General features: G+C 71.5%; 22 protein-coding genes and 1 pseudogene. 19 read left to right on the top strand and 4 right to left on the bottom strand.

Annotation, left to right across the window (positions count from 1 at the left end; genetic code table 11):
• From VFM98_RS19010 to VFM98_RS18935, 16 genes are all read left to right on the top strand, one after another.
• The coding region (locus tag VFM98_RS19010) for an ATP-grasp domain-containing protein (RefSeq protein ID WP_325111463.1) at positions 1-966 on the top strand (966 nt) is incomplete at its 5' end.
• The gene (gene mch / locus VFM98_RS19005; RefSeq protein WP_325111462.1) at positions 963-1934 is read left to right on the top strand and encodes a methenyltetrahydromethanopterin cyclohydrolase; all 972 of its coding nucleotides are present in this window, start codon (positions 963-965) and stop codon (positions 1932-1934) included. The genes VFM98_RS19010 and mch, both read left to right, overlap by 4 nt.
• The gene (locus VFM98_RS19000; protein ID WP_325111461.1) at positions 1931-2887 is read left to right on the top strand and encodes a RimK family alpha-L-glutamate ligase; all 957 of its coding nucleotides are present in this window, start codon (positions 1931-1933) and stop codon (positions 2885-2887) included. The genes mch and VFM98_RS19000 overlap by 4 nt, the downstream gene beginning before the upstream one ends.
• Positions 2854-3777 (top strand): triphosphoribosyl-dephospho-CoA synthase, encoded by a 924-nt coding sequence (locus VFM98_RS18995; protein WP_325111460.1) that lies wholly within the window; start codon positions 2854-2856, stop codon positions 3775-3777. Before VFM98_RS19000 ends, VFM98_RS18995 begins: the two co-directional genes overlap by 34 nt.
• 91 nt (positions 3778-3868) lie before the next feature.
• Positions 3869-4378 (top strand): formaldehyde-activating enzyme, encoded by a 510-nt coding sequence (fae, locus tag VFM98_RS18990; protein WP_325111459.1) that lies wholly within the window; start codon positions 3869-3871, stop codon positions 4376-4378.
• Between the two features lie 89 nt (positions 4379-4467).
• Positions 4468-6234, top strand: a complete 1767-nt coding sequence (locus VFM98_RS18985; protein WP_325111464.1) for a methanol/ethanol family PQQ-dependent dehydrogenase — start codon at positions 4468-4470, stop codon at positions 6232-6234.
• 88 nt (positions 6235-6322) lie between these two features.
• Positions 6323-6742 carry a cytochrome c gene (locus VFM98_RS18980; RefSeq protein ID WP_325111458.1) on the top strand — a complete coding sequence of 140 codons (420 nt, stop codon included), beginning with the start codon at positions 6323-6325 and terminating at the stop codon, positions 6740-6742.
• Complete coding sequence (locus tag VFM98_RS18975) at positions 6739-7602, top strand: substrate-binding domain-containing protein (protein ID WP_325111457.1); 864 nt, start codon at positions 6739-6741, stop codon at positions 7600-7602. Before VFM98_RS18980 ends, VFM98_RS18975 begins: the two co-directional genes overlap by 4 nt.
• A 2-nt stretch (positions 7603-7604) precedes the next feature.
• Positions 7605-8312: a hypothetical protein gene (locus VFM98_RS18970; protein WP_325111456.1), complete on the top strand. Its 708-nt coding sequence runs from the start codon at positions 7605-7607 to the stop codon at positions 8310-8312.
• 2 nt (positions 8313-8314) lie between these two features.
• Positions 8315-8677 (top strand): hypothetical protein, encoded by a 363-nt coding sequence (locus VFM98_RS18965; protein WP_325111455.1) that lies wholly within the window; start codon positions 8315-8317, stop codon positions 8675-8677.
• Positions 8664-9689 (top strand): MoxR family ATPase, encoded by a 1026-nt coding sequence (locus VFM98_RS18960; RefSeq protein ID WP_325111454.1) that lies wholly within the window; start codon positions 8664-8666, stop codon positions 9687-9689. Before VFM98_RS18965 ends, VFM98_RS18960 begins: the two co-directional genes overlap by 14 nt.
• A 26-nt stretch (positions 9690-9715) precedes the next feature.
• The gene (locus VFM98_RS18955) at positions 9716-10567 is read left to right on the top strand and encodes a DUF58 domain-containing protein (RefSeq protein ID WP_325111453.1); all 852 of its coding nucleotides are present in this window, start codon (positions 9716-9718) and stop codon (positions 10565-10567) included.
• Complete coding sequence (locus VFM98_RS18950; protein ID WP_325111452.1) at positions 10564-11448, top strand: calcium incorporation protein MxaA; 885 nt, start codon at positions 10564-10566, stop codon at positions 11446-11448. The genes VFM98_RS18955 and VFM98_RS18950 overlap by 4 nt, the downstream gene beginning before the upstream one ends.
• A complete protein-coding gene (locus VFM98_RS18945; protein ID WP_325111451.1) occupies positions 11445-12461 on the top strand; it encodes a vWA domain-containing protein in 1017 nt (338 codons plus the stop codon). Before VFM98_RS18950 ends, VFM98_RS18945 begins: the two co-directional genes overlap by 4 nt.
• Positions 12458-13003: an MxaK protein gene (locus VFM98_RS18940; RefSeq protein ID WP_325111450.1), complete on the top strand. Its 546-nt coding sequence runs from the start codon at positions 12458-12460 to the stop codon at positions 13001-13003. The genes VFM98_RS18945 and VFM98_RS18940 overlap by 4 nt, the downstream gene beginning before the upstream one ends.
• Entirely contained in the window at positions 13000-13896 is an 897-nt protein-coding gene (locus tag VFM98_RS18935; RefSeq protein ID WP_325111449.1) for an MxaL protein, read from the top strand. Before VFM98_RS18940 ends, VFM98_RS18935 begins: the two co-directional genes overlap by 4 nt.
• Here the strand turns inward: VFM98_RS18935 and VFM98_RS18930 are convergent.
• The 3 genes from VFM98_RS18930 to VFM98_RS18920 form a co-directional block, all read right to left on the bottom strand.
• Positions 13850-14263 carry a 4a-hydroxytetrahydrobiopterin dehydratase gene (locus VFM98_RS18930; RefSeq protein ID WP_325111448.1) on the bottom strand — a complete coding sequence of 138 codons (414 nt, stop codon included), beginning with the start codon at positions 14261-14263 and terminating at the stop codon, positions 13850-13852. The genes VFM98_RS18935 and VFM98_RS18930 overlap by 47 nt on opposite strands.
• A 153-nt stretch (positions 14264-14416) precedes the next feature.
• Positions 14417-14614: a hypothetical protein gene (locus VFM98_RS18925; RefSeq protein WP_325111447.1), complete on the bottom strand. Its 198-nt coding sequence runs from the start codon at positions 14612-14614 to the stop codon at positions 14417-14419.
• Between the two features lie 120 nt (positions 14615-14734).
• Entirely contained in the window at positions 14735-14863 is a 129-nt protein-coding gene (locus VFM98_RS18920) for a hypothetical protein (protein ID WP_325111446.1), read from the bottom strand.
• Positions 14864-15176: 313 nt separating this feature from the next.
• On the opposite strand from VFM98_RS18920, the gene aat reads away from it, so the two are divergent.
• Genes aat through VFM98_RS18905 form a run of 3 tightly spaced genes read left to right on the top strand, consistent with a single transcriptional unit; the run spans position 15177 to position 17581 of the window.
• On the top strand, positions 15177-15923 hold the full coding sequence (gene aat, locus VFM98_RS18915; RefSeq protein ID WP_325111445.1) for a leucyl/phenylalanyl-tRNA--protein transferase: 747 nt from the start codon (positions 15177-15179) through the stop codon (positions 15921-15923).
• Entirely contained in the window at positions 15920-16729 is an 810-nt protein-coding gene (locus VFM98_RS18910; RefSeq protein WP_325111444.1) for an arginyltransferase, read from the top strand. Before aat ends, VFM98_RS18910 begins: the two co-directional genes overlap by 4 nt.
• 54 nt (positions 16730-16783) lie before the next feature.
• On the top strand, positions 16784-17581 hold the full coding sequence (locus VFM98_RS18905; RefSeq protein WP_325111443.1) for an IclR family transcriptional regulator: 798 nt from the start codon (positions 16784-16786) through the stop codon (positions 17579-17581).
• A gap of 137 nt (positions 17582-17718) precedes the next feature.
• On the opposite strand, the pseudogene VFM98_RS18900 reads toward VFM98_RS18905, so the two are convergent.
• A pseudogene (locus VFM98_RS18900) lies at positions 17719-18280 on the bottom strand (hypothetical protein); the annotation flags it as partial.

Genomic DNA, 18280 nt, shown 5'->3' with positions numbered 1-18280 from the left:
GCGCTGCTGCTGCCGGCCCTGCAGCGCGCGTCGCACGAGACGCGCGTGATCGGCTGGGTGGCGGGCAGCGGCTTCGAGGCCGCGCCCGAGCTGCTCGATGCGCAGGTCGATGGCCTGCCCCTGCTCGGGATGTCCGCCGGGGCGCTGCAGCGCGTGCGCGATCCGGCCGCTTTCTTCGCGCTGCTGGACCGGCTGCAACTGCCGCACCCGGAAGTGGCCTTCCAGGCACCCGCGGACCCGGAAGGCTGGCTCGCCAAGTGCCCCGCCGGTTCCGGCGGCTGGCACATCCGCCTCGCCGCCGAGGGCTGCAGCGGCGCACAGGTGTACTGGCAGCGGATGCAGCGCGGCGAGCCCATGTCGGCGCTGTTCCTCGCCGACGGCGCGCGCGCGCGGGTGGTGGCACTCAACCAGTTGATCGTGCGTCCGGTCGGCCCGTCGCCCTGCGTGTATGCGGGCGCGATCGGGCCCGTGCGCAACGTGGTGCTGGCGCGCACGGTGCAGGAAGCCCTGGCGGCGCTCGTGCCCGCGCTGGCGCTGCGGGGGCTGTGCAGCCTCGACTTCATCGCGGAAGCGGGCGCGCTCTGGCTGCTGGAGATCAATGCGCGGCCGTCGGCCAGCATGGGGCTGCATGCGCGCGCCTGGCCGGGCGGCCTGCTGCGCGCCCACGTGCACGCGGTGCATGGGCAGCTGCCGGCGGATTCGCCGGCCCATGCGCCGGGCCTGCGCGGCTCCTTCACCGTCTTCGCCGAACGCGAATCCCGCGTCGGGCTCTCGCTCGCGGCCGAACTGGCGCAGTCGCCGCACCACCACGACCTGCCGGCGCCCGGCCTGCGCTTCCGCACGGGCGAGCCGGTGTGCAGCGTCAGCGCCGAGGGCGCGCAACCCGAGGCCGTGCTGGTGCAACTGGAGGCGCGGGCGCGCCAGGTGCTGCGGCGCCTGAGCCCGTGCGAGGAGTTGATGGCATGAACACGAGCGTCAATGCGCTGGCGGCGCCGCTGCTGCAGCAGTTCGTGGCCGAGGCTGCGCGCCTGCGGGTAGCGGTGACGCGCGACTCCTCCGGCGTCACGCTGGTTGATGCCGGCATCGCTGCGCCGGGCAGCATCGCGGCCGGCCTGCAGGTCGGCGCCCTGTGCATGGGCGGGCTGGGCGAAGTGCGCTTGGCCGCCCTGCCGCGCGAAGGCTGGCCCACCTGGCTGCACGTGCGCAGCTCGCAGCCGGTGCTGGCCTGCCTGGCCAGCCAGTACGCAGGCTGGAGCCTCGCGGCCAGCAAGGAGGAGACCGGGGGCAAGAAGTTCTTCGCGCTCGGCTCCGGCCCGGCGCGGGCGCTGGCCGGCAAGGAGCCGCTGTTCGCCGAACTGGACTACCGCGACCGGGCCGACTGCGGCGTGCTGGTGCTCGAAGTGGACCGCGCGCCGCCGCCGGTGGTGATCGAGAAGGTGCTGCGCGACTGCGGCCTGCAAGCCGCGGGCCTTTCTATCGTGCTCACCCCCACCGCCAGCCTGGCCGGCACGACGCAGGTGGTCGCCCGCGTGCTGGAGGTCGCCCTGCACCGCGCGCACGAACTCGGCTTCGCCCTGCACGACATCGTCGAAGGCAGCGCCTGCGCGCCGCTGCCCGCCGTCGGCGCGGACACCCTGCAGGCCATGGCGCGCACCAACGACGCGATCCTCTACGGCGGCCAGGTGCACCTGACGGTCGCCGGCGAAGCCGAGGCCGCGCGCGAGCTGGCGCTGAAGCTGCCCTCGCAGAACTCGCGCGACTACGGGCGCTCCTTCGGCGAGCTGTTCGAGGCCGCCGGGCACGACTTCTACCAGCTCGATGGCGCCCTGTTCGCGCCGGCCGAAGTGTGGGTCAGCCACCTCGGCTCCGGCCGCACCTGGCACGCGGGCGGCGTTCGCATGGGCCTGCTGCGCGAGCTGTGGCAGGAAGCATGAGCGTATCGGACCTGCCGCTGCGCGCCGGACTGCGCGTGGCGATCATGAGCGACGAGACGGGCTGGCACACCCGCCAGCTGCTGCGTGCCCTGCGCGAGCGCGGCTGCAGCGGGCGCTGCATCGACCTGGCGCAGTGCCGCATCGCCACCGCGCAGTCCTGGCACGGCCTCGTGCTGCCGGGTTTCGGCGAGGCGCTGCCCGACGCCGTGATCGTGCGCGGCATCGCCGCCGGCAGCTTCGAGCAGGTCACCAAGCGCCTGGGCATCCTGCACGCGCTGCGCGAATTCGGCGTCCCGGTCTACAACGACGCGCGGGCCATCGAGCGCAGCGTCGACAAGTCGATGACCAGCGTGCTGCTGCACGCGGCCGGCGTGCCGACGCCGGCGACCTGGGCGATGGAATCGGTGGCGGCCGCGCAGCAACTCGTCACCCGCGAGAGTGCGGCCGGCCGCTCCCTCGTGCTCAAGCCCCTGTTCGGCTCCCAGGGCCAGGGCCTGCAGCGGGTCGGCTGGGTCGATGGCGCGCACGTGCCGCTGCCGCCGCTGCAAGGCGACTACGGCGGCCTCGCCTACCTGCAACGCTTCGTCGACGCCCCACGCCACGACTGGCGCGTGCTGGTCGTGGGCGGCACCGCGCTGGCCGCGATGCGGCGCGTGAGCGCCGACTGGGTGCACAACGTGGCGCGCGGGGCCCGCTGCGAGCCGCAGTCGCTCGCCGAAGGGATCGGGCCCGAGCTGGCCCGGCTCGCCGAGGCGGCCAGCCGCGCGCTCGGCATGGACTACGCCGGGGTCGACCTGCTGCCTGCCGCGGGCGGCCCGCAGGTGATCGAGGTGAACGGGGTCGCCGCCTGGCAGGGCCTGCAGGGCGTCACTTCCTTCAACATCGCGCAGGCGCTGGTGCACGACCTGCTGGACCGCAAATGCTCGGGGCAAGCGCTGCGCCGGCAGGCGTGAAGGCGGTGGACGGGCTGGCCGTCCTCGACCGGGCGGCGTTCGGCCGCCGCGCCTTCCTGCGCGCCTGCGCGCTCGACGTGCAGGCGCGCAAGCCGGGCAACGTGAGCATCGCCTCGCCGGGGCACGGCATGCAGGCGGAGCACTTCAAGGCCAGCGCCGCCGCCGCGGCCTGCCCGATCAGCTCGGCCGGTGCGCGGGTCGGCGAGCGCATCGAGGTCGCCGTGCGCGCCGCGTGGCAGGCCACGCACTGCAACACCAACCTGGGCATCGTGCTGCTGTGCGCGCCGCTGCTGGCCGCCTTCGAGCGCTGCGGCGGCGCCGGTGGGGCCGAGGGACTGCGCGCCGCGCTGGAGGAGGTGCTGCAGGCCCTGGACGTCGAGGACGCCCGCGCCGCCTACCGCGCCATCGCCCTCGCCCGCCCCGGCGGCCTGGGGCGCGCGCCGGCGCAGGACGTGGCCGAAGCACCCACCGTGGGCCTGCGCGAGGCGATGGCGCTCGCCGCCCACCGCGACCGCATCGCCTGGCAGTACCAGCACGGCTATCCCGACGTGTTCGGGCTGGGGCTGCCGGCCTTCCTCGCTGCCCGCGCGCGCGGCGCCGCCCGTGCCATGCAGGCGACCTTCCTGGAGTTCCTGGCCGCCCTGCCCGACTCACACATTGTGCGAAAGCACGGGGACGCCGTGGCGCACTGTGTCATCGGGGAGGCGGCGCACTGGCGCGAGCGGGCCCGCCGGGGCGAGCTGCTGGACGACGATCCCGCCTTCGCGGCCTGGGACGAAGGACTCAAGGCACGCGCGCTCAACCCCGGCACCAGCGCCGATCTCTGCGTGGCCGTGGCCCTCGCGGCGGCCCTGACGGAAGCTTGCCCCGCATCTCCGCGTTTCTACTGAGTCGATCCGGCATGGAATATGTGAGTCCGCTCGTGCGCCGCGGCGGAAGCCGGGCGTATCCCATCCCCCACAACGGACCGGAGGAACGCACATGGCCAAGATCGACCGCATGCTGGTTGGAGAATCCCTCGTCGGCGAGGGCAACGAAGTCGCCCACATCGACCTCATCATCGGGCCGCGCGGCTCCCCGGCCGAAACGGCCTTCGCCAACGCGCTGACCAACAACAAGGACGGCTTCACCTCGCTGCTGGCGGTCGTCGCGCCCAACCTGCTCACCAAGCCGGCGACGATCCTGTTCAACAAGGTCACGATCAAGGGTGCCAAGCAGGCGGTGCAGATGTTCGGGCCCGCGCAGCACGCCGTCGCGATGGCCGTCGCAGACTGCGTCGAGGACGAGACGATCCCGAAGAACGAGGCCGACGACCTGTTCATCTGCGTCGGCGTGTTCATCCACTGGCAGGCCGAGGACGACAAGAAGATCCAGGACTTCAACTACCGCGCCACCAAGGAGGCGATCAAGCGCGCCGTCAGCCGCGAGCCCTCCGCCGCCGACGTCGTGGCCCGCAAGGCCACCGCCACCCATCCGTTCCAGGCCAGCTGATTCCCGCCGTCCGCGGCAAACCGAAGGAGGCAATGATGATGGTAAAGAGACCCCGTGTCCCGTGGCGGCAGTTCATCGCCGCCGCCGCAATGCTCATCCTGCCCACGCTGGCGCATGCCAACGCGGACGTGGAGAAGCTCATCGCCGACCCCAAGAACTGGGCGACGCAGGCGGGCGACATGTTCAACCAGCGCTACAGCAAGCTCAAGCAGATCAACACCGGCAACGTCGGCAAGCTGCAGGTCGCGTGGACCTTCTCCACCGGCGTGATGCGCGGCCATGAAGGCTCGCCGCTGGTGATCGGCGACACGATGTACCTGCACTCGCCCTTCCCCAACAAGGTGTTCGCGATGGACCTGAACACCCAGAAGATCAAGTGGAAGTACGAGCCCAAGCAGGATCCGGCGGTGATCCCGCAGATGTGCTGCGACACCGTCAACCGCGGCCTGGCCTATGCCGAAGGCAAGGTCTTCCTGCAGCAGGCCGACAGCATGCTGGTGGCGCTCGACGCCAACACCGGCAAGGTGGTCTGGTCGGTGAAGAACGGCGACCCGAAGCTCGGTGCGGTGAACACCAACGCGCCGCACGTCTTCAAGGACAAGGTCATCACCGGCATCAGCGGCGGCGAATGGGGCGTGCGCGGCTACATCACCGCCTACGACATCAACACCGGCAAGCAGGTCTGGCGCGCCTACAGCACCGGGCCCGACAACGAGATGCTGATCGACCCGGAAAAGACGATGACCTGGACCGACGGCAAGATGGCACCGGTCGGCAAGGATTCGTCGCTCAAGACCTGGCAGGGCGACCAGTGGAAGATCGGCGGCGGCACCACCTGGGGCTGGTACAGCTACGACAAGGCCAACAACCTGCTCTACTACGGCACCGGCAACCCCTCCACCTGGAACCCGGCGCAACGCCCCGGCGACAACAAGTGGTCGATGACGATCTTCGCGCGTGACGTCGACACCGGCATGGCCAAGTGGGCCTACCAGATGACGCCCTACGACGAGTGGGACTTCGACGGCATCAACGAGATGATCCTGGCCGACATCAACGTCAAGGGCAAGCCGCGCAAGGCGCTGGTGCACTTCGACCGCAACGGCTTCGGCTACACGCTGGACCGCGTCACGGGCGAACTGCTGGTCGCCGAGAAGTACGACCCGAAGGTGAACTGGGCCACCCACGTCGACATGAAGACCGGCCGCCCCGTCACGGTGAAGAAGTACTCCACGGCCGCCAACGGCCCGGACGTGAACACCAAGGGCGTCTGCCCCGCGGCGCTCGGCTCGAAGGACCAGCAACCGGCCTCGTTCGACCCGAACACCAAGCTGTTCTACGTGCCGACCAACCACGTCTGCATGGACTACGAGCCGTTCAAGGTCGAATACACGGCCGGCCAGCCCTACGTCGGCGCCACCCTGTCGATGTACCCGGCGCCCGGCAGCCACGGCGGCATGGGCAACTACATCACCTGGGACGCCGGCACCGGCAAGATCGTGCAGACCAAGGCCGAGAAGTTCTCCGTCTGGAGCGGTGCGCTCAACACGGCCGGCGGCCTGTCCTGCTACGGCACGCTGGAAGGCTACCTGAAGTGCGTCGACGCGAAGAACATCAACAAGGAACTGTTCAAGTTCAAGACGCCCTCCGGGATCATCGGCAACGTGTTCACGTACGAGCACAAGGGCAAGCAGTACATGGGCGTGTTCTCGGGCATCGGTGGCTGGGCCGGCATCGGCATGGCCGCGGGCCTGGAGAAGGACACGGACGGCCTGGGTGCCGTGGGCGGCTATCGCGAACTGAACCAGTACACCGAACTGGGCGGCTCGCTGACGGTCTTCACGCTCCCCAACTGATCGTGGCCTGAGCCTGGGGCGGTCGCGCGAGTCGTTGCGCGCGACCGCCTTTTCCTGTAGTTGCAGTCCCTGGAAGGCAATCCGAACCATGAAGTCCAACATCGCGCGCGCCGTCCTGCTGGCGCTGCCGCTGGCCGCGGCCAGCCTGGCGCCCCAGCTGCCGGCCAGCGCCCAAGACAAGCCCTACAAGGTCGTCGACGGGTACAAGGTGGATCAGTTCACCCTGACCGGCTTTCGCACCTGGCGCGCCGCGGCCTGCGACCGCTGCCACGGTGCCAACCAGGAAGGCCTGGTGGGGCCGTCCCTGCTCAACAGCCTGAAGACCCTCACCAAGGAAGAATTCGTCAAGACCGTGCGCGACGGCCGGCTCGAGAAGGGCATGGTCAGCTTCAGCGCCAACAAGACGGTCATGGACAACATCGACGCGCTGTATGCGTACCTGAAGGGACGCTCCGACGGCGCGATCACCCGCTCCAAGGTGGAGCTGATGCCAGGAGGCGGATCATGAAGGCGCGCATCCTCGCGGGCCTGGCGCTGGCCGCGCTCGCCTGCCTCGCCGGCACGGCGCTGGCGCAGGGCGCGCCCGAGGATCCGCCGCGCAAGGCGTTCCGCGTCTGCCAGGATCCGAACAACCTGCCGTTCTCCAACACCACCGGCGAGGGCTTCGAGAACAAGATCGCGGAGCTGTTCGCGCGCGATCTCGGCCTGCCCGTCACCTACTACTCCTTCCCCAACCGGCTGGCCTTCATCCGCAACACGCTGCGCTACAAGCTGCCGGAGGAAGACTACCGCTGCGACGTGGTGATGGGGGTGCCGGCCGGCTTCGACCAGGTCTCGGCCACCAAGCCCTACTACCGCTCGACCTACGCGCTGGTGTTCCCGCGCGGCAAGGGCATGGACCACGTGCGCAGCTCCGACGACCTGCTGGCGCTGCCGCCCGAGCGCCTGCGCACGCTGCGCATCGGCGTGTACGACCGCTCGCCCGCCTCGATGTGGCTGGCCCGCCATAACCTGGTCGACCGGGGCGTGCCCTATCCGATCATGAGCCCCGACCCGGAGCAGTACCCCGGCCAGATCATCGAGCGCGAGCTGGCCCAGGGCCGCATCGACGCCGCCATCGTCTGGGGACCCATCGCCGGCTATTTCGCCCGTCGCGTGCAGTCGCCCGAGCTGCAGGTCGCGCCGATGAAGTCCGAGCCCGGCCTGCCCTTCGACTACGCGATGGCCATGGGGGTGCGCTACGGCGAGCCGCAGTGGAAGAAGCAGATCGAAGACCTGATCGCACGGCACCGCGGCGAGATCCTCGCCATCCTGCGCGAGTACGGCGTGCCGCTCGTGGAGGAAGCGACGCCCACGGCCGGCAAGTGAGCATGGCCCGCAGGATCGCCACGCTCGCCTGCGCAGCGGCGCTGTCGTTCGCGGTGGCCGCGCCGGGCGCGCTCGCGCAGCCCGCGCCCGCCGCACCGGCCTCCGGTGCCGCTTCGCCGCCACCGTCCGAGGCGGAGCGGCTGGTGTTCATGCAGGACCACCTGGCCAACAGCCGCCAGCCACGCGCCCTGCGCTACGACTACGTGGAGGAGGCGCAGGGCAAGCCGGCGGTCAACGACCGCGCCGTCCTCACCCTGAGCAACGGCGCATCCGGCTGCTGCGATGTGCACGGCGAATACCTGAGCGGCCCGCTGGCCGTGAACCTGCCGGACGTCCCGCAGGCGCGCGGCAACCCGGTGGTGCTGTACTTCCTCGAGGCCGAAGTGCGGCGGCTGCAGCGCCTCACCGGCGGCCAGGCGGCGCACTTCCGGCGCCGCATCCGCCAGGCGCTGGCGGATGCTGCCACCGTGAGCGACACGCGCATCCGCTGGGGCACCCAGGAGGTGCCGGCGCGGCTGGTGCGCGTGGTGCCCTTCCTCGACGACCCCTTCCGCGCCCGCTTCCAGGAGCAGGCGGCCACCGAGTACGCCATCGTGCTGGCCGAGGCCGTGCCCGGCGGCGTCTACCAGCTGCGCGCCCTGCTGCCCGGCGAAGCCGCCGGCGCCACGCCCCGCGCACAGCGCACCCTCACCCTAGCCGAGTCCAACTGACCATGCGCGCACGAACCACGAGCTTCATCTGGATGGCCGCCGCGCTCGCCACGGCGCCCGCGTGGGTCCACGCCCACGACTACCCCACCTCCGAACGTGTCACCTACGTGGAGTCCTGCATGCGCAGCTTCCCGGGCGGGCACTACGAGCTGCTGAACAAGTGCTCCTGCGTGATCGACCGGATCGCGCAGGAGGTGCCTTACGACGACTTCGTCACCATGAGCACGGCGGCCAACGCCAACAGCATCGGCGGCGAGCGCGGCTCCTACATCCGCGACGTCGAGCCGCTGCAGGTGCAGATCCGCAAGTTCCGCCAGCTGCAGGCGCAGGCGCGCAAGAGCTGCCTCCTCGATGCGCCGCACTGACGAACTGCTGCAGGACTGGCGCGAGCGCGCCCTGCGCGTCGAGCAGGCGGTGGGCCAGGCCGTGATCGGCCAGCAGGAAACCATCCGCATGATCAACGTGGCGCTGTTCGCGCGCGGCCACGTGCTGCTCGAAGGCGACGTCGGCGTCGGCAAGACCACCGTGCTGCGCGCCTTCGCGCGCGCCGTGGGCGGCGCCTTCGAGCGCATCGAGGGCACGGTGGACCTGATGCCGGGCGACCTCGTCTACCACACCTACGTCGACGACGAAGGCAGGCCCCGCATCGAGCCCGGCCCGCTGCTGCGCCACGGCGACGCGCTCGCCACCTTCTTCTTCAACGAGATCAACCGCGCCCGGCCGCAGGTGCAGGCGCTGCTGCTGCGCGCGATGGCCGAGCGCAGCGTGGCGGCCTTCAACCGCGAGTTCCGCTTCGCCCACCTGACGGTGTTCGCCGACCGCAACCGGCTGGAGCGCGAGGAGACCTTCGAGCTGCCGGCGGCGGCGCGCGACCGCTTCATGTTCGAGCTGCAGATGGGCGCGCCGGCCGAAGCCGAGGCGCGCCAGGCGATCGTGTTCGACCCCGCCTTCCACGACGTCGACGGCCTGCTGGAGCGGGTGGAGCGCGGCATCGTGGCGGCCAGCGAGCTGAACGGCATCGCCGCCACCGTGCAGGGCAGCATCGCGGCCACGCCTGCGCTGCAGCGCTACGTGATGGACCTGTGGGACGCCACGCATGCGCCCCAGCGCTTCGACGTGCAGCTCGAAGGCGTGGAAATGGACCGGCTGATGCTTGCCGGCGCCAGCCCGCGCGGCGCCATGGCCCTGGTGCGTGCGGCGCGCGTGGTGGCCTGGCTTGCCGGCCGCGACCACGCGCGGCCGGAGGACGTGGCCGCGGTGTTCGCGCCGGTGATGCGGCATCGGGTCTTCTTCTCGCCCCTTTACGAGATGCGGCACGCGCAGATCGCCGACGCGCTGACGGCGCAGGTGCTGCAGCGCGTGCCGACCCCGCGCTGAAGGCGGCGACGCGCGGCGGGCAGGCCATGGACACCGTGCAGGAATTCCGCTACCGCTCGCCCCGCAAGGTGCCCGGGCATCGGGCCGGCAGCCACGCCGCCACGGCGCTCGGCGCCGGCCTCGAATTCGTCACCCACCAGAGCCTCTACGCCCGGCCCGATCCGCGCCGGCTCGACCTGCGCGCCAGCATCGCCAGCGTCCCCTTCGAGTGGCTGGTGCGCGTGCATCGGCAGCGCGCGGCGATCGCGGTGCACCTGCTGGTCGACGTCTCGGCCTCGATGCGCTTCGGCACGCCCGGCAAGCTGGAGCTGGTGGCGCAGTTCGCGCGCGCGCTCGGCGCCAGCGCCTGGCGGGTGGGCGACGCCCTCGGCATGGTGGCCTTCGACCGCGGCGAGCGCGCCGACCTGCGCGTGAGCGCGTGGCGCCACCGCGGCATGGGCGAGACGCTGGCCCAACTGCTGCTGCAGTCGCAAGGCGGCGCGGGCGGCATCGAAGGCCTGCGCGAAGCGGCAACCCTGCTGGCCGGCCGCAGCGGCATCGTCTTCCTGGTGTCCGACTTCCACTGGCCGCTGGCCGGGCTGGAGCAGGTGCTGGAGCTGCTGTCGCCGGCGCACGTGGTGCCGCTCGTGGTGTGGGACCCGGCCGAGATCGAGCCGCCGGCGCAGGACGGCTTGGCGCTGCTGCGCGACGCGGAAGGCGGCGGCAGCCGCAGCTTCTGGCTGCGTCCGGCGCTGCGCGCGCGCTGGCGCGAGGCGGTGCAAGCGCGGCGCACCGGGCTCGACGCCCTGTTCGGCCGGCACGACGTGCGCCCTTTCTACCTCCAAGGCGTGTTCGATGCCGAGGCGCTGTCGCACCACCTGTGGGAGGAGGCTGCGTGAGCGCCGATCGGCCTCCCGCGCTGGCGCCGCGCCGGATCGCGCTTGTGCCGGCGGCGCTCTTCGCCTGCGCCGCCGCCTTCGCGCAGGGCGGCGAGGCGGTGGTGCAGCAGCCGCGTCCCTTCGGCTACAGCGTGGGCGACATCGCCACGCAGCGCGTGCTGCTGGCGCGCGACGGCGTCGCCTTCGAACCCGCCGCGCTGCCGGAGGAAGGGCGCGCCAACACCTGGCTGCAGCGCCGCGCCGTGCGCATCGAGCCGGCCGCGGATGGCAAGCGCTGGCTGGTGCTGGAGTACCAGGTAGTCAACGCGCCACGGGCGCTGGCCAGCGTGCCGGTGCCGGGCTGGGAGCTCGCGGGCCGTGCGGGTGCGCCGCCGCTGCGCGTGCCGGCCGCGGCGATCAGCGTCGGCCCCCTCACCACCGCGCCGGCGCCGGGCGAGGCCTTGCCTCTGCGCCCCGACCGCCCCGCGCCCGCCATCGCCACCGAGCCCATCGTGCGAAGGCTGGCCACCTGGCTGGCGGCGCTCGCCGCCACGCTGTGTGCGTGGCTGGGCTACACGGGCTGGAGCGCCTGGCGTGCCCGCCGCACCCAGCCCTTCGCCATCGCGCTGCGGCAGCTGCGCGCCGCGGGCGCCGATCCCGCCGCGGCCCACCTCGCGCTGCACCAGGCCTTCGACCGCACGGCCGGCGCCGTGCTGCACGCGGGCGCGCTCGCCCCGCTGTTCGCCCGCGCGCCGTGGCTGCAGCCGCTGCAGCCGCAGATCGCGCGCTTCTACGCCGATTCGGCTGCCCTCTTCTTCGACCGCGGCCTGCCCGCGGACGCCGCTTCCGCGCAGGCCCTGTGCCGCGCCCTGCGGCGGCTGGAACGGCGGCACGCACCATGAACATCGCGCTGCAATGGCTGCAGCCCTGGGCGCTGCTCGCGCTGCCGATCGCGCTGTTGCCCCTGCTGGCGCAGCGGCGCCGCGCGCTGGTGTTTCCGCACCTGGCCTGGCTGCCGCGCGACCGCCTCGGCACGGCGCTCGGCTGGGCCTGGCGGCTGCTGGCGGTGGCCGCCCTGCTCGCCATCGTGATCGCCCTCGCGCAGCCGGTGCGGCCCGAGGCCACGGTGCCGCGCACCGGCCGCGGCGCCGAGGTCGTGCTGCTGATCGACCGCAGCCGCAGCATGGACGAGCGCATGCTGCCGAGCGACTGGCGCAGCATCGACCCGCTCAACGTGCGCTACCAGGCGGCCTCGCGCGGCGAGCCCAAGGGCAAGGCGGCGCGCGACCTGCTGGTGCGCTTCGTGCGCGAGCGGCAGGACGACCGCTTCTCGCTGATGTTCTTCAGCACCAACCCGATCCACGTGGTGCCCTTCACGCAGCATGACGCCGTGGTGCAGGCCGCCATCGCCGCCGGCGGCGTGGGCCGCGGCCTGGCCGACACCGACGTCGGCCGCGCGCTCGACGCCGCCATCGCGCAGTTCGACCGCCGCGCCTACAGCGGCAGCCGGATCGTGCTGCTGGTCTCCGACGGCGGCGCCCGCCTCGACGCGGCGACGAAGCAGCGGCTGCGCACGGCGGCGCTGCGCAACCGGGTCTCGATCAACTGGATCTACCTGCGCTCGGTCAACAGCCCGCGGCTGGACACGCCCGGCGACGCCAGCGAGTCGGTGCCGGCGATCGCGCTGCACCGCTTCTTCCAGACCCTGCCCGGCGCCTACCGCTCCTACGAGGCCGAGGATCCGGAGAGCCTGGCCCGCGCGGTGGCCGATGTCGGCCGGCAGCAGAACTTCCCGCTCGAGGACGTCGAGCGCGTGCCGCGGCGGGACTACAGCCGCGCCGCGCTGGTGGTCGCCATCGCCTGCTGCGCGCTGCTGCTGGGGCTGCGCGCGCTCACCGTGAGGGTCTGGCGATGAGGCGCAGGCGCATCGTGCATCTCGTGTTCGCGCTGGCCTGCCTCGGGCTGGCCGTGCCGGTGGCGCTGGAGGCCTGGCGGCTCGCGCAGGCGCAGCGGATCAACCGCGCCATCGCGGAGGCCGCCGAACCCACCGCGGCCGACGGCGACCTCCCCGAAGCTCGCTTCGCCCACGCGCTCGCGCTGGCGCGCGGCGGCCGCTACGACCCGGCGCTGGCCGCCTACAAGGCCCTGGCGCAGCGCGAGCGCGGCCCGCTCGGCCCGGCGGCCCTGTACAACCTGGGCAACCTGCACCTGCGCGAGGCCCTGAAGGAAGGCCCCGCGCGCGCGACCGAATCCCTGCCGCTGGTGGAGCTGGCCAAGCAGGCCTACCGCGACGCCCTGCGCGCCGACCCCGCCGACTGGGACGCTCGCTACAACCTGGAGCGCGCCCTGGGCCTCGCGCCCGAGGCCGACGAATCGGCCAGCGCCGACCAGGATCTCGACGTGCAGCGCGAACGCGCCATCACCACCGCGCCCCTGATGCGGAGCGACCTGCCATGAAGCACTGGCTGCGCGAGAGCCTGCTGCTCGTGGCGGCCCTGGCGCTGCTCGCGCTGGCGGTGGCACTGCCGCCGTTGAAGCTGCAGCGCGAGCGCGCCGAGACCGTGCTGGTGTTCGACATCACCCAGAGCATGGACGTGGAGGACGTGGAGCTCGATGGCGTACGCGTGAGCCGGCTCGCCTTCGCGCGCGAAGCGGCGCGGCGTGCGCTGGCCGAACTGCCCTGCGGCGCACGCGTGGGCTGGGCCGCCTTCACCGAATACCGCACGGTGCTGCTGCTGGCGCCGGTGGAGGTCTGCGAGAACTACGAGGACCTGCTCGCCACGCTGGCCGGCATCGACGGCCGCATGCGCTGGGGCAATGCGAGCGAGGTGGCCAAGGGCCTGTTCTGGGCGGTGCGCGCGGCGCGCGAGCTGGGCTCGCATCCGGCCCTGGTCTTCCTCACCGACGGCCATGAGGCGCCGCCGCTGCACGCCTTCCCGAACTTCGAGGACGTGCAGCCCGGCCAGGTGGGCGGCTGGCTGCTGGGCATCGGCGGCAGCGTGCCGCAGCCGATCCCGCGCACCGACGGCGAGGGCCAGCGCATCGGCTACTGGCGCGCGGTGGACGTGCTGCAGCGGCCCGCCCTCGATGGCCAGCCGCCCTCGCGCGAGCACCTGTCCGAGCTGCGCGAGGCGCACCTGCGCCGGCTGGCCGCACGCACCGGCCTCGGCTATGCGCCGTTGCGCGATCCGGCGGCGCTGCCCCGCCTGCTGGCCGACAGCCGCTTCGCGCGGCCGGCGCAGGTGGCAACCGACCTGCACCTGGTGCCCGCCGCGCTGGCGCTGCTGCTGCTGTGCCTGTACTTCAGCCCGCTGGCGCCGCGTCGCCGGCGTCGTACTTCAGGTACTTGAAACGCGGGTCGTCCGGCGTGCCTTCCAGCGGCGAGCCTTCCTCGGCGGAGGGACGCCACATCAGCACCTCCTCGATCTTGCGGGCGAGCGCGAAGTCCTTGTCGGTCACGCCCTTGGCCGCGTGGTTCACCAGCTTGACGATCACGAACGCGTAGGAGACCGTCAGGTCCGGGTGATGCCAGGCCGCCTCGGCGAGATGGCCCACCGTGTTCACCACCATCAGGGTGGACTTCCAGCCGCTCGTCTTGTACTTGCGGCGGATCCAGCCGTCCTCGTAGTACCAGGCCGGCAGCTCCGCTTCCAGCCTCTGCCTGATCTCCTCCGGCGAGTAGACCTCGTCCGGGGAACTCTTCCGCCATTGCGCCATGGGAGCCTCCTTGCGAGAGCAAGGCGATCATGCGCCGGGCAGAAAAAAGGCCCGCGCGTGCGGGCCTTGGCCTTCGACGCGGCGCGGTTACTTGGCGGCAGCGCGCGACCGGTGCCGGCGCAGCGGCTGCCAGGTGCGAAGGAGATGCGCGGCTCAGTGCCGCTTGCGCGCCGGCGGCAGCGTGGCATCCATCTGCCGGAACACCGGATTGCGGATCGCCTCGCCGCCCTCGCCCGGACGCGATTGCAACGACAGGCTCAGGTACGGCAGCACGCTGTGCGCGCCGAAGCCCCAGCGCCGGCCGGCCGGCAGCAGGCGCACGGGAGATTCGGGAAGGTGCTGGCGGCGCATGGCAGAGCTTAGTGTGGCACATGCTGCCCGTAGGGATTCTGGATTTTTTCGCTCCAGAACCTTGCCCATTTGCCTACGGGCCGCACCGGCCAACCCGGCTGCAACCGCCGCGTCGCGCGTTCAGACCGAGGTGAGCAGCAGCGCGACGGCCGTCCACAACAGCAGAGAGGCGCCGCCGGCCAGCCAGAAGGCCGCGCCGCCGTAGCCGTCGTCGCGCTCGGGCAGCGGCACGCCCCAAGGCATCAGCATGGGGAGAGTCTCTGCACGGGATTCACGGCTCTCATCGGGCATGGCGGCTCCTCGAAAGGGACGAACGCATGCTGGTGTGCGCCCTGCATCGGCCTTGTCGGAATTCGCCTTCGGCCCGCGTAGTCGCCACTGAAGCCGCGCACGATGGCGCGCCGTCCGACGCGCGCGGCGGGCGCGTGCCTACAGCCCGTGCCACGGCAAGGGCCGGCTCCACCCGTACGCACCTTGCAATCCCGCCGCAACCCGCCACAGCAGTGGAGGACGCAGCGCCGCTGCCCGGGCACAATCAGCACCGCTGACGCGCGAACTTCCGATGCATCTCCCCTGGCTCCAACCCGGCGACCCCTTTCCCGACCCGGCCCAGGCCTGGGACCAGCGGCAGCCGGCTCCCGGCCTGCTGGCCGCCGGCGGCGCGCTGGACGTCGACAGCCTGCAGCGCGCCTACGCCAGCGGCATCTTTCCCTGGTTCAGCGAGGGCCAGCCGATCCTGTGGTGGAGCACGGATCCGCGCATGGTCCTCTACACCGATGAATTCAAGCTGCACCGGTCGCTGCGCAAGACGCTGGCGAAGTTCGCGGGCGACCCGCGCTGCGAGATCCGCTTCGACAGCGACTTCGACGCGGTGATCCGCGCCTGCGCCACCAGCGAGCGCCCGGGCCAGTCGGGCACCTGGATCGTGCCGGCGATGGTGCAGGCCTACCAGGCCTTCCACCGCGCCGGCTTCGCCCACAGCGTGGAGACCTGGGTCGACGACCGCCTGGTGGGCGGCCTCTACTGCGTGGTGGTCGGCCGCGCCGTCTTCGGCGAGTCGATGTTCACCCGGGTGCCGGACGCCTCCAAGATCGCGCTGGCGGCCCTGGTGGCCTGGTGCCGCCGCATGGAGGTGGGCGTGATCGACTGCCAGCAGAACACGCGCCACCTCGCCTCGCTGGGGGCGCGCGAGATCCCGCGCGCGGAATTTGTGCAACAAGTGGCCCTGCAGGCGCGCCGCAGCCCCGCACCTTGGCAGTTCGAGCCCGTATACTGGAACGCAGTCTTGCCGCCCCCGACGACCGCGTGACGCACCTCAAGGACCTCCCGCTCCAGACGCTGCAGTTCTACGCCACGGCGCCGTACCCGTGCAGCTACCTGCCGGGCAAGCAGGCCCGCTCGCAGGTGGCCACGCCCAGCCACCTGATCCACAACGACGCCTACTCGGACCTGGTCACCAGCGGCTTCCGCCGCAGCGGCATGTTCACGTACCGCCCCTACTGCGACGGCTGCCGCGCCTGCGTGCCGCTGCGCGTGCTGGCGGAGCACTTCCATCTGAGCCGCAGCCAGCGCCGCGCCTGGGCGCAGCATTCCAACCTGCAGGCGCGGGTGCTGAAGCTGTGCTTCGTGCCGGAGCACTACCACCTGTACCTGCGCTACCAGACCGGCCGCCACGCGGGCGGCGGCATGGACCACGACAGCATCGACCAGTACACCCAGTTCCTGCTGCAAAGCCGGGTCAATTCGCGGCTGGTGGAATTCCGCGAGAAGCAGCCCGATGGCGGCATCGGGCCGCTGCGCATGGTGTCCATCCTCGACGTGCTGAACGACGGCATTTCCGCGGTCTACACCTTCTACGAGCCGGACCCGAACGCCAGCTACGGGACCTACAGCGTGCTGTGGCAGGTGGACCAGGCCCGGCGCCTGAAGCTGCCGCATGTCTACCTCGGTTACTGGATCGAGGAGAGCCCGAAGATGAACTACAAGTCGCGCTTCCATCCGCACGAAGTGCTGGTGGAAGGCAGCTGGAAGCGCGGCGACGGCCACCTGAAGCCGGCCGCCGTGTCGCGGCCGGCGCCACCGGCACAGGCTTTGCGACGCGACAAGTCGCGCTGAAGACAACGGGGCGGTTTCACAAGATAAAATACGGGGGCATACTCCAAGTCCTCCATGAGAAAAACCGACGCCCAGGGCCCCGCCACGCCCACCATCCAGGTGATCGAGCGCATGTTCGCGCTGATCGACGTCCTGGCCTCGCGGGAAGAAGCCATCTCCCTCAAGGAAATCAGCGAGAAGACGGGCCTGCACCCGTCGACCACGCACCGCATCCTCAACGACCTGGCCACCGGCCGCTTCGTCGACCGGCCCGAGGCCGGCAGCTACCGGCTGGGCATGCGCCTGCTGGAGCTGGGCAACCTGGTGAAGGCCCGGCTGAACGTGCGCGACGCGGCGCTGGTGCCCATGCGCGAGCTGCACCGGCAGATCCAGCAGCCGGTGAACCTGAGCGTGCGCCAGGGCGACGAGATCGTGTATGTCGAGCGCGCCTACAGCGAGCGCTCGGGCATGCAGGTGGTGCGGGCGATCGGCGGCCGCGCGCCGCTGCACCTCACCTCCACCGGCAAGCTGTTCCTGGCCGCGGACGATCCGCAGCGCGTGCGCGCCTATGCCACCCGCACCGGGCTGGCCGGCCACACCAAGAACAGCATCACGCAATTGCCGGTGCTGGAGCGCGAGCTGGCCAAGGCGCGCCAGTACGGCATCGCCCGCGACAACGAGGAGCTGGAACTGGGCGTGCGCTGCATGGCCGCCGGCATCTACGACGACCAGGCGCGCCTGGTGGCGGGGCTCTCGATCTCCGCCCCGGCGGACCGGCTGGACGAGAGCTGGCTGGGCAAGCTGCAGACGACGGCGGCGGAGATCTCCACCGCGCTAGGCTACAAGCCGCCGACGCAGAGGATGGCGGCCTGAGAAGACCAACCACCGGACGCAAAGGGCGCGAAAGATACGCAAAGGACGCAAAAAAGAGAGAAACCTCAGAGGGTTTTCTTTTGCGTCCTTTGCGTACCCTTTGCGCCCTTTGCGTCCGGCAGTCCGTATTCCGGTACTTAGCCGTTCACCTGCCGGATCAGCGTGTTGCCCGAGGGCAGCGGCACGCCGGTGGGGGCGTGGTTCTCGACCCACTTGCGCACGCGCTCGGCGTCACCGATGCGGCTGAGTTTGCCTGCGGAATCGAGGAACACCATGATCAGCTTGCGGCCGGCCACCTTGGCCTGCATCACCAGGCACTGGCCGGCTTCGGCGATGTAGCCGGTCTTCTGCAGGCCGATGTCCCAGGCCGGGTTCTTCACCAGCCGGTTGGTGGTGTGGAACTGCATCGTGCGGTTGCCCACCTCCACCTGCCGCTCGGGCGTGGTGCTGAACTCGCGCAGCATCGGATCGTTGGAGGCGAAGGCGACCAGGCGCGCCAGGTCCTGCGCGCTGGACTGGTCGCGGCTGGACAGGCCGGTCGGCTCGACGTAGCGGGTGTCGTTCATGCCCAGCAGCCTGGCGCGCTGGTTCATGGCCTCGACGAAAGCCCCCAGCCCGCCGGGATAGGTGCGGCCCAGGGCGTGGGCAGCCCGGTTTTCGCTGGACATCAGGGCCAGGTGCATCAGCTCGCCCCGGGTG

The organism is Ramlibacter sp. (assembly GCF_035706265.1).
Taxonomy (GTDB): Bacteria; Pseudomonadota; Gammaproteobacteria; order Burkholderiales; family Burkholderiaceae_C; genus Ramlibacter.
The sequence above is the reverse complement of the archived record's forward strand: the minus strand, read 5'-3'. Positions and strand labels throughout refer to the sequence as shown.

What these genes read in the sequence shown, in the direction of transcription:
- mch (WP_325111462.1), top strand. Translation starts at nt 963, where the DNA reads ATGAACACGAGCGTCAATGCGCTGGCGGCGCCGCTGCTGCAGCAGTTC.
- VFM98_RS19000 (WP_325111461.1), top strand. Translation starts at nt 1,931, where the DNA reads ATGAGCGTATCGGACCTGCCGCTGCGCGCCGGACTGCGCGTGGCGATC.
- VFM98_RS18995 (WP_325111460.1), top strand. Translation starts at nt 2,854, where the DNA reads ATGCTCGGGGCAAGCGCTGCGCCGGCAGGCGTGAAGGCGGTGGACGGG.
- fae (WP_325111459.1), top strand. Translation starts at nt 3,869, where the DNA reads ATGGCCAAGATCGACCGCATGCTGGTTGGAGAATCCCTCGTCGGCGAG.
- VFM98_RS18985 (WP_325111464.1), top strand. Translation starts at nt 4,468, where the DNA reads ATGCTCATCCTGCCCACGCTGGCGCATGCCAACGCGGACGTGGAGAAG.
- VFM98_RS18980 (WP_325111458.1), top strand. Translation starts at nt 6,323, where the DNA reads ATGAAGTCCAACATCGCGCGCGCCGTCCTGCTGGCGCTGCCGCTGGCC.
- VFM98_RS18975 (WP_325111457.1), top strand. Translation starts at nt 6,739, where the DNA reads ATGAAGGCGCGCATCCTCGCGGGCCTGGCGCTGGCCGCGCTCGCCTGC.
- VFM98_RS18970 (WP_325111456.1), top strand. Translation starts at nt 7,605, where the DNA reads ATGGCCCGCAGGATCGCCACGCTCGCCTGCGCAGCGGCGCTGTCGTTC.
- VFM98_RS18965 (WP_325111455.1), top strand. Translation starts at nt 8,315, where the DNA reads ATGCGCGCACGAACCACGAGCTTCATCTGGATGGCCGCCGCGCTCGCC.
- VFM98_RS18960 (WP_325111454.1), top strand. Translation starts at nt 8,664, where the DNA reads ATGCGCCGCACTGACGAACTGCTGCAGGACTGGCGCGAGCGCGCCCTG.
- VFM98_RS18955 (WP_325111453.1), top strand. Translation starts at nt 9,716, where the DNA reads ATGGACACCGTGCAGGAATTCCGCTACCGCTCGCCCCGCAAGGTGCCC.
- VFM98_RS18945 (WP_325111451.1), top strand. Translation starts at nt 11,445, where the DNA reads ATGAACATCGCGCTGCAATGGCTGCAGCCCTGGGCGCTGCTCGCGCTG.
- VFM98_RS18940 (WP_325111450.1), top strand. Translation starts at nt 12,458, where the DNA reads ATGAGGCGCAGGCGCATCGTGCATCTCGTGTTCGCGCTGGCCTGCCTC.
- VFM98_RS18935 (WP_325111449.1), top strand. Translation starts at nt 13,000, where the DNA reads ATGAAGCACTGGCTGCGCGAGAGCCTGCTGCTCGTGGCGGCCCTGGCG.
- VFM98_RS18930 (WP_325111448.1), bottom strand. Translation starts at nt 14,263, where the DNA reads ATGGCGCAATGGCGGAAGAGTTCCCCGGACGAGGTCTACTCGCCGGAG.
- VFM98_RS18925 (WP_325111447.1), bottom strand. Translation starts at nt 14,614, where the DNA reads ATGCGCCGCCAGCACCTTCCCGAATCTCCCGTGCGCCTGCTGCCGGCC.
- VFM98_RS18920 (WP_325111446.1), bottom strand. Translation starts at nt 14,863, where the DNA reads ATGCTGATGCCTTGGGGCGTGCCGCTGCCCGAGCGCGACGACGGCTAC.
- aat (WP_325111445.1), top strand. Translation starts at nt 15,177, where the DNA reads ATGCATCTCCCCTGGCTCCAACCCGGCGACCCCTTTCCCGACCCGGCC.
- VFM98_RS18905 (WP_325111443.1), top strand. Translation starts at nt 16,784, where the DNA reads ATGAGAAAAACCGACGCCCAGGGCCCCGCCACGCCCACCATCCAGGTG.